The 6,186-nt window shown below is 45.0% G+C and carries 4 protein-coding genes; all 4 read right to left on the bottom strand.

All coding sequences use genetic code 11. The features are described from left to right. Positions 1 to 97 precede the first annotated feature (97 nt). The 4 genes from pulA to tnpA all read right to left on the bottom strand — a co-directional run bounded on the left by pulA (position 98) and on the right by tnpA (position 5,977). Positions 98 to 2,395: a type I pullulanase gene (pulA, locus tag QZ169_RS11215; RefSeq protein ID WP_295507078.1), complete on the bottom strand. Its 2,298-nt coding sequence runs from the start codon at positions 2,393 to 2,395 to the stop codon at positions 98 to 100. A gap of 23 nt (positions 2,396 to 2,418) precedes the next feature. After that, on the bottom strand, positions 2,419 to 3,369 hold the full coding sequence (locus QZ169_RS11210; protein WP_002914839.1) for a diacylglycerol kinase family lipid kinase: 951 nt from the start codon (positions 3,367 to 3,369) through the stop codon (positions 2,419 to 2,421). A gap of 9 nt (positions 3,370 to 3,378) precedes the next feature. After that, positions 3,379 to 5,337: an NAD-dependent DNA ligase LigA gene (ligA, locus tag QZ169_RS11205; protein ID WP_295507076.1), complete on the bottom strand. Its 1,959-nt coding sequence runs from the start codon at positions 5,335 to 5,337 to the stop codon at positions 3,379 to 3,381. 214 nt (positions 5,338 to 5,551) lie between these two features. Beyond that, positions 5,552 to 5,977, bottom strand: coding sequence for an IS200/IS605 family transposase (gene tnpA, locus QZ169_RS11200; RefSeq protein ID WP_295507074.1), 426 nt, complete (start codon positions 5,975 to 5,977; stop codon positions 5,552 to 5,554). Between the last annotated feature and the right edge of the window lie 209 nt (positions 5,978 to 6,186).

Below are 6,186 nucleotides of genomic sequence, written 5' to 3'. Positions count from 1 at the left end.
ATCAAAAAGGAGAGGACTGATTTAGTCCTCTCCAGATTATAACTTTTCATCAACCCACTACAGTTGACAAAGAGCCGCTTTTCATGTAGCTAATAACTTATTGAATAACTTCAAAAACAGAAACCGTCAGATTTTCAACATAGAAAGGCTTCTTATGACGGCTATTGCCCACTATGAGACGCAGCTTGTCTGCATTAGGCAGATAGTAAGGAAGCCCGCTGGCATTAAAAATGACTTGATAATGCTTGTCATCCTTAATCTCAAAGATAATCAAACCACTGCCCTGCTCTGCTGATTGAACAAAGACATGCTTGTAAATATCTTCATAAGCCTGATAAGAAAAGGCCTTGCAGCTTGTCTTGAGACGAATGATGTCCTTGATAAAATCAATACTCTCTTGATGGTCCTGCAAAATATCCCAATTCACCTGATTGACTGCATCTGGCGCATTGTAGCTGTTCATAGCCCTTTCGCGATCGCTATGCAGGACTTGGCCGTCTTCCCCCGTAGCTACAAGCTTAGTGCGGGAAAATTCCTGTCCAACCTCCATGAATGCCATACCTTGCATGAGGAGATTCATGGCAGTTGCCAACTCAATCCGCTTGGTGCGAGTCAGAATATCATCATCAGGATGCAGCTCCACAAGCAAATCATGCAGGTTGAAATTATCGTGTGCCTCCACGTAGTTAAGGACTTGATCAGGACTGCGATAGCTGCCTAGCTCACTGCTGCCAAGAATAGACTTAGCGACGATATCCTCCGTCGCCTGACCACTGACAAAGCCAGCCTTGATGCCGCCATAAACTTCTGCTCCTTTGACAGCATCCCGCTCTGTATCATTGAAAAATCCAATCCGCGGCAACTGATAAGCATTGTCCTTCTTAGCCTTGTCTTCTGGTCTCAGGCCCGTTCCCATATCCCAGCCTTCTCCATAGAGCAGGATTCGTGGATCCACCTCATCCATAGCTTGACGGATGGCATTCATCGTTTCCACATCATGAATTCCCATTAGGTCGAAGCGGAAGCCATCTACATTGAACTCCTCTACCCAGTACAGGAGAGAGTCAATCATAAACTTGCGAAACATCTCGTGCTCGCTGGCCGTCTCACTCCCCACTCCGGTTCCATTTTGGAAAGAGCCGTTAGGATTCATCCGATAGTAATAATCCGGTACTATAGCCTGAAAAGCCGAATCATAGGTCGAGTAGATGTGATTGTAAACAACATCCAGTGTCACAGAGATTCCCGCATCATGGTAGGCCTGAATCATCGTTTTCAAATCACGGATAGCCTGCGCTGGGTCATCAGGATTGCTGGAAAAGCTAGTCTCTGGAGCATGATAATTCTGCGGGTCATAGCCCCAGTTGTAGATCAGCTCTCCATTTTCATCATAGTCCTTGTGACGATCAGACACGGGCTGAAGTTGGACAACATTAACGCCTAAATCACTGATATAGTCAAAACCTGTTTTTTGCCCTAAATGATTGGTAGTTCCTTTTTGACAAGCTCCCAAAAAGGTCCCACGCAGCTGACTATCCACGCCTGAAGTCTCCGACTTGGTCAAATCCCGAATGTGCATCTCATAAATCACTGCCTGATTTGGATTGTCCAAACGCCAGACGGCTTCTTTGCCTTGTCGAGCCTGAAAACCAGCTACTTCTGTCTCATCCGCTCCAAGAATCGCTGAGCGCTTGCCGTCTGGACTGGTCGCAACAGTATAAGGATCGCGAGTATAAAAATTGCGGTATTCAAAGCTAACATGATAGTGATAAGTTTTGCCGGTCAAATCTTCTGCTATTTCAGCTGACCAGACACCGATGGTATTTTCCTTATGGTCGTGAGAATATCGGTCTCCTTTTTGCATTGGGAAGATTTTATAAACAGGAGCTTGATTGTCAGCCGATTCGTAGACTACTAATTCCACCTTCTTAGCTGTCGGTGCCCAAACTTTGAAAGTATGTGCGCCGTCTGTCTGGCGGTGTCCCAACCAGCCTTGATATCCCCAGCATTCATCGAAATAGTCTGTTCTCAGGGCCATATCAAAGTTATGCGGACGCCGGCGTGAATACTGGTGACTTGTCGTTGCAGCCTGCAGGGAATAATAAACCTGAGCATCTCCCTCAATCAGCCAAATTTCCGTCACCAGATGAGGAGGCAACAAATCAATATGATAGTCACATGACTGGCTAGACCAGTCTGAACGTTTGATAACCACATGAGCGTGATCTAAGGGCTCCCAGGTTTGAAATGATAATTCCCCCTGAATACCAAAATAATCAAGTTTGGAAAAGGCTGCTTCCTTTCCCCATTGGTTTATTTGCCACTGCCACATATCATAGGAGAAATAATCTCCAGTAGGATTGTGGTAATGGACTAAGACTTTATAGTCTAGCATGTTCTTTCATCTCTTATCTAAAATTATTCTATTGAAAGGGCTGTCTGACTGATTTCATCGATATTGGCAAAAAATTCCAAATGTCCGTGCAGCACTTCCAGTTCAACAGGCGTATCGCCGCCGTATTCTCCATCCAAATTCAGCATAAATGGACCTTTTTTATCTAAAACTTCCAGCTGCAGCTTGCTTGTTTTGAGGTATTCTACATTGATATCGCCAACGTGCTGACCGCCATTGATAGCCTGCATCATCAGACTCAGCATGTCAAAGAGATTGGCTGTCTTGACCAAAATCAAGGTAAAATTCCCGTCGTCTAATTTAGTATCTGGCGCTAGCTTTTCAAAACCACCAATAGAGTTGGTCAGAGCCGCAAACATGAGCGAAATCTTCCCTTCAAAGACACCGTGGTCATGCTTGATACGGACCTTGCGGAACTTAGAGCGAGGGAGCTTTTTTGCTCCTTCTGCGACATAAGCAAAGTAGCCTAGGCGGGATTTGACCTCGCTAGGGACACTGTAAGTCAGCTCTGTTAGGGTTCCAGCTGCCGCAATATTGATAAAATACTTGTTACCATAGGCTCGGCCAATATCCATCTTAATGGTCTGGTTCTTTTCGATGATGCGGGCTGCCGCTACGGGGTCTCCCATGGGGATCTTCAGAGCACGCGCATAATCGTTGGTTGTGCCAGTTGGAATAAAGGCCAGTTTAGGCCGTTCATCCAGATTCGCCACGCCATTAACTACCTCATTGATGGTACCGTCGCCGCCTGCAGCAATAATCAAATCAAATCCTGCTTTTGCTGCCCTTTCAGCTTCTTTTTGAGCAGAAAGAGGCGCTGGAGTGGTTTGGTAGGCGCTGGTTTCATAGCCCACATCCTCCAAAACATCCAGAACTTCCGCAATGTTTTTCTTAATAATTTCCTGTCCCGAAGTCGGGTTATAAATCAATCGTGCTCGTTTAATCTTATCCTTCATACTTCAGCCTCATAAGCTATCAAGCCAATCTTCATCCCGAATTTCAATTCCTAACTCCTGAGCCTTGTCTAGCTTGCTGCCGGCATCTTGGCCAGCCACTACCAGATCCGTTTTTTTAGAAACAGATCCAGAAACATTAGCACCCAGACTCTGCAATTTTTCCTTGGCTTGATTGCGTGTCAATTTTTGTAATTTACCAGTCAAGACAACCGTCATACCTGATAGGGCTGCATCAGCTGCGGCCTTTTGACCCAGATAGTCCAGATTCACACCTGATTCCTGCAGTTCCGCCAAAAGAATCTGAGAGCCTTCCTGCTCAAAATAGGTATGCAGGCTTTGGGCAATCACAGTTCCAAGGCTGTCAATAGCCGCAATTTCTTCTTGGCTGGCCTGAGACAGCTTAGGAATATCATGGAATTTCTCCAGCAAAATCCGACTAGCCTTGCTTCCCACATGGCGAATCCCCAAGCCGAACAAGAGGCGTTCAGCCGAGTTTTCCTTGGAAGCTTGAATAGCAGTATACAATTTATTTGCTGATTTTTCCTTAAAGTTCTCTAGTTCTAGTAAATTTTCTACCGTCAGCCGATAGATTCCAGCCACATCCTTGACTAGATTTTGAGCAAAGAGCTTCTCTACTACCGCTGGACCAAGACCAGTAATGTTCATGGCATCCCGGCTGGCAAAGTGAATCAAGCCCTCCTTGATTTGGGCTGGACAGAGCGGGTTAATGCAGCGCAGAGCCACTTCATCTTCAAAATGTACCAGCTCACTCTCACAGCTCGGACAGTGGCTTGGTATTTCCAGAGGCTCCTCTGAGACACGTTTGGACTCCACCACTCGCAAGACAGCAGGAATAATATCTCCCGCTTTATAGACGATAACGGTGTCTTTCTGACGAATATCCTTCTCCGCAATATAGTCCACATTGTGCAAAGTTGCTCGGCTGACAGTCGTTCCCGCTAGCTGCACTGGCGTCAGATTGGCTGTCGGAGTCACAACTCCCGTCCGCCCCACTGTCCAGTCAACAGACAGAAGCTGGGCTTCCTTTTCCTCAGCCGGAAACTTATAGGCAATGGCCCACTTGGGTGCCTTGACAGTAAAGCCAAGCTCCTCTTGCACCGCCAAGTCATTGACCTTGATGACAATACCGTCAATCTCATAAGGAAGACTGTCTCGCCCCTGAGCAATCTTTTCGATAAACTCCCAAACTGCTTCGATAGAATCCGCCAGAATATGTGTAGGATTGACTGAAAAGCCCAAATCTGCCAGCTTGTTTAAGACGGCTTCTTGGCTGCCAACCTGAGTCGGACTGGCCTCTTGGTAAAGGAAGGTTGCTAGATTGCGCTTGGCCACAACTGCTGTGTCGAGCTGGCGCAAGGTTCCTGCTGCCGCATTGCGGGGATTGGCAAACTCAGGCTCACCATTTTCCTGTCGCAGCTGATTGACCGCATCAAAGGATGCCTTGGGCATATAGCACTCTCCGCGAACCGTAATGTCCAGCGGTTCTTTCAAAGTCAGTGGAATATCTTTGACTCGCTTGAGATTTTCAGTAATGTTTTCACCAACAGAACCATCCCCCCGAGTCGCTCCTGCTACCAAGATTCCATTTTCATAGGTCAGGGAAATAGAGAGCCCATCAATCTTGAGTTCACAAAGATAAGAAACTTGTGGAAATTCCTTGCGAACCCGCTGGTCAAAGGCTAGTAATTCTTCACGTGAAAAAGCATCCTGCAAACTAAAGAGAGGATACTGGTGTGGATATTTTTCAAATCCTTCTAAAATCTTCCCGCCCACCCGATGCGTCGGACTGTCAGGCAGGATATCGGTTGGGTACTTTTCTTCTAACTCCGCTAACTCACGATAGAGTCTGTCATACTCGCTGTCCGATACGCTTGGCCTATCTGCCGTATAATATTCATGGGCGTATCGATTGAGCAATTCTACTAATTCTGACATTCTTTCTTTCATACTTCTATTTTATCACAAATACACAAAATCTTCCTCTATTTGTTCCCAATTTTTCCTAAAAAACAAAAGGACATCATAACCACCCGTCTAACGGGTGGTTTGTCCCAGGGCTATAAGCCCACATCACCAGCCAGCGCCTAAAGACGCTGGCTTTCACTTTGTTCAAGCCTCATTGCTCTTGACTCGTCACAAACCTCTCAAAGAGGTGTTTGCATTACTTACCACTATCCCTAAAGGAATCCTCATATTCTTTTACACTCAATTTATCCAACGCTATATCATGCTTTTCCTGTTCTTGGATATATTTCTTAATTGTGGCTTCATTAAGTCCTACTGTACTCACGTAATAGCCTTCCGCCCAAAAATGTCGGTTCCCAAACTTATATTTTAGATTGGCGTGCTTATCAAACATCATGAGAGCACTTTTACCTTTTAAATACCCCATAAAACTAGAAACACTTATCCTCGGTAGAATACTTACCAACATATGTACATGATCTGGCATTAAGTGACCCTCAATAATTTCAACACCTTTATAACTACATAATCGGTGGAATATTTCACCCAAACTGTTTCGATATTGATTATAGATGACTTTTCGTCTATACTTAGGTGTAAACACACTGTGATATTTACACATCCACTTTGGGTAGTGTAAAATAAGTTGTGTAAACACAAAAAGGAATAAATCCGTTATAGTAGAGTTGCGAAACATTACTAGAAAGAGATTTATTCCTATGACACAGTTTACTACAGAATTGCTTAACTTCCTAGCCCAAAAGCAAGATATTGATGAATTTTTTCTTTTCTTTCTTCCAAACTATCTGACAAAAGTGCTTCTTTCCAAAA

The sequence above is a fragment of the uncultured Streptococcus sp. genome (assembly GCF_905372115.1).
GTDB lineage: Bacteria > Bacillota > Bacilli > Lactobacillales > Streptococcaceae > Streptococcus.
This window is presented reverse-complemented; position numbering and strand designations above follow the sequence as displayed.

Bases quoted from the DNA above. Each gene is read 5' to 3' on its own strand.
- pulA (WP_295507078.1), bottom strand. From the start codon at position 2,395: ATGCTAGACTATAAAGTCTTAGTCCATTACCACAATCCTACTGGAGAT.
- QZ169_RS11210 (WP_002914839.1), bottom strand. From the start codon at position 3,369: ATGAAGGATAAGATTAAACGAGCACGATTGATTTATAACCCGACTTCG.
- tnpA (WP_295507074.1), bottom strand. From the start codon at position 5,977: ATGTGTAAATATCACAGTGTGTTTACACCTAAGTATAGACGAAAAGTC.
- ligA (WP_295507076.1), bottom strand. From the start codon at position 5,337: ATGAAAGAAAGAATGTCAGAATTAGTAGAATTGCTCAATCGATACGCC.